Source organism: Salinisphaera sp. G21_0, from assembly GCF_017744115.1.
Lineage (GTDB): Bacteria > Pseudomonadota > Gammaproteobacteria > Pseudomonadales > Endozoicomonadaceae > Endozoicomonas.
In genome coordinates this window covers 1-2,147 of the sequence record NZ_JAGHQW010000147.1, presented here as the reverse complement: position 1 = coordinate 2,147, position 2,147 = coordinate 1, and the positions used below count along the sequence as shown (strand labels likewise).

Below are 2,147 nucleotides of genomic sequence, written 5' to 3'. Positions count from 1 at the left end.
CATGCCTGACGGAGTCAGTGATGCATCGGTGGTATTCATCGACGAACTCAACTCTGGAGAGAACGGAGCCGTGTTGTTGGATAACAGTGTCTGAGTGCTTGCCATGCCTGACGGAGTCATTGACACATCGGTGGTATTGATCGACGAACTCAGCTCTGGTGAGAACGTAGCCGTCGTGTTGGATGACAGTGTCTGAGTACCTGCCATGCCTGACGGAGTCAGTGACACATCGGTGGTATTCATTGACGAACTCAACTCAGGAGAGAACGGAGCCGTCGTGTTGGATGACAGTGTCTGAGTACCTGCCATGCCTGACGGAGTCAGTGATGCATCGGTGGTATTCATCGACGAACTCAACTCTGGAGAGAACGGAGCCGTGTTGTTGGATAACAGTGTCTGAGTGCTTGCCATGCCTGACGGAGTCATTGACACATCGGTGGTATTGATCGACGAACTCAGTTCTGGAGAGAATGGAGACGTCGTGTTGGATGACAATGTCTGAGTACTTGTCATGCCTGACGGAGTCAGTGATGCATCGGTGGTATTCATCGACGAACTCAACTCTGGAGAGAACGGAGCCGTGTTGTTGGATAACAGTGTCTGAGTGCTTGCCATGCCTGACGGAGTCATTGACACATCGGTGGTATTGATCGACGAACTCAGTTCTGGAGATAACGGAGCCATCGTGTTGGATGACAGTGTCTGAGTGCTTGCCATGCCTGACGGAGTCAGTGACACATCGGTGGAATTGATCGACGAACTCAGTTCTGGAGAGAATGGAGCCGTCGTGTTGGATGACAGTGTCTGAGTGCTTGCCATGCCTGACGGAGTCAGTGACACATCGGTGGTATTGATCGACGAACTCAACTCAGGAGAGAACGGAGTCGTGGTGCTGGATGATAACGTCTGGGTGCCTGCCATCACTGATGGGCTCACTGACACATCGGTGGTATTGATCGACGGACTCAACTCAGGAGAGAACGGAGCCGCCGTGTTGGGTGACAGTGTCTGAGTACCTGCCATGCCTGATGGACTCACTGACGCATCGGTGGTATTGATCGACGAACTCAGCTCTGGTGAGAACGGAGCCGCCGTGTTGGATGACAATGCCTGAGTGCTTGCCATGCCTGACGGAGTCATTGACACATTGGTGGTATTGATCGACGAACTGAACTCAGGAGAGAACGGAGCCATCGTGTTGGATGACAGTGTTTGAGTGCCTGCCATGCCTGACGGAGTCAGTGACACATCGGTGGTATTCATCGACGAACTCAGTTCTGTAGAGAACGGAGCCGTGGTGCTGGATGATAACGTCTGGGTGCCTGCCATGCCTGATGGGCTCAGTGATGCCTCAGCAGTATTGATTAACGAACTCATTTCCGTTGAGATCCGGGCCATCGCGCTGGATGACAATGCCTGAGTGTTTACCGCTCCGGACGGGCTCAATGAATCCTCTGTAGCATTAGCCAACGAACCAGACCCGGATGAGGCTAAAGCGTTGATACCGGACGACACTGCCTGGCTACTTGCCATCTCCGACGAACTCAACCCGGCTGCCAGCGCAGTGGTAGCCGACCATAAAGCCGTCGATAACAATGCTTCTGAGGCGTCCGGTGGTACATGGCTGGAACTGCCCTCAGATACCGCCAGGGATGTTAGCAATCCGGCTTCACTGGTTGCACGATCCATGGCAGCAGATGACATTGCAGGGGTAATATCAGCCCGTTCTGTCACGGTGACAGCCGTGGTTGATACGCTGGTCGATGCCGGTAGCTGCGGGGTGCTGGTCTCCGGCGCGATGGTGGCCAATGCATGCATGTCAGAAGACACCACCGCCAGTGCGCCGGCTGCCGATGCCATCGCAACAACAGGGCTACTGTTGTCAGCAATCACTCCGGGATTGCTGCCTGGCCTGCCCGTGACGGGCGGCTGGCCGGTCGTTAACAGTCCACTGGTGGGCGTGGTTCCTCTGTTACCACTGCCACCGGATGAGTGATGATGACCGGAGTTGTCATTGTCAGATGAATCATCATCACTATCACCCCCGCCTCCCTTATTCTTCTCATGCTCTGCCAGTTCGTAAACTTCATAACCTATCCAACCGGCAACACCGAGTGCCACCGCTGCAGCAGCGACCATAAGTAATC

General features: G+C 54.3%; 3 protein-coding genes. 2 read left to right on the top strand and 1 reads right to left on the bottom strand.

From position 1 onward, the window contains the following. On the bottom strand, nucleotides 1–1,263 hold a 1,263-nt coding region (locus J7439_RS25285; RefSeq protein ID WP_209204827.1), incomplete at its 3' end, for a hypothetical protein. On the opposite strand from J7439_RS25285, the gene J7439_RS25280 reads away from it, so the two are divergent. Next, nucleotides 1,253–1,420, top strand: a complete 168-nt coding sequence (locus J7439_RS25280) for a hypothetical protein (protein WP_209204826.1) — start codon at nucleotides 1,253–1,255, stop codon at nucleotides 1,418–1,420. The genes J7439_RS25285 and J7439_RS25280 overlap by 11 nt on opposite strands. Continuing rightward, nucleotides 1,421–1,996: a hypothetical protein gene (locus tag J7439_RS25275; RefSeq protein ID WP_209204825.1), complete on the top strand. Its 576-nt coding sequence runs from the start codon at nucleotides 1,421–1,423 to the stop codon at nucleotides 1,994–1,996. It abuts the gene before it with no gap. Nucleotides 1,997–2,147: the final 151 nt, after the last annotated feature.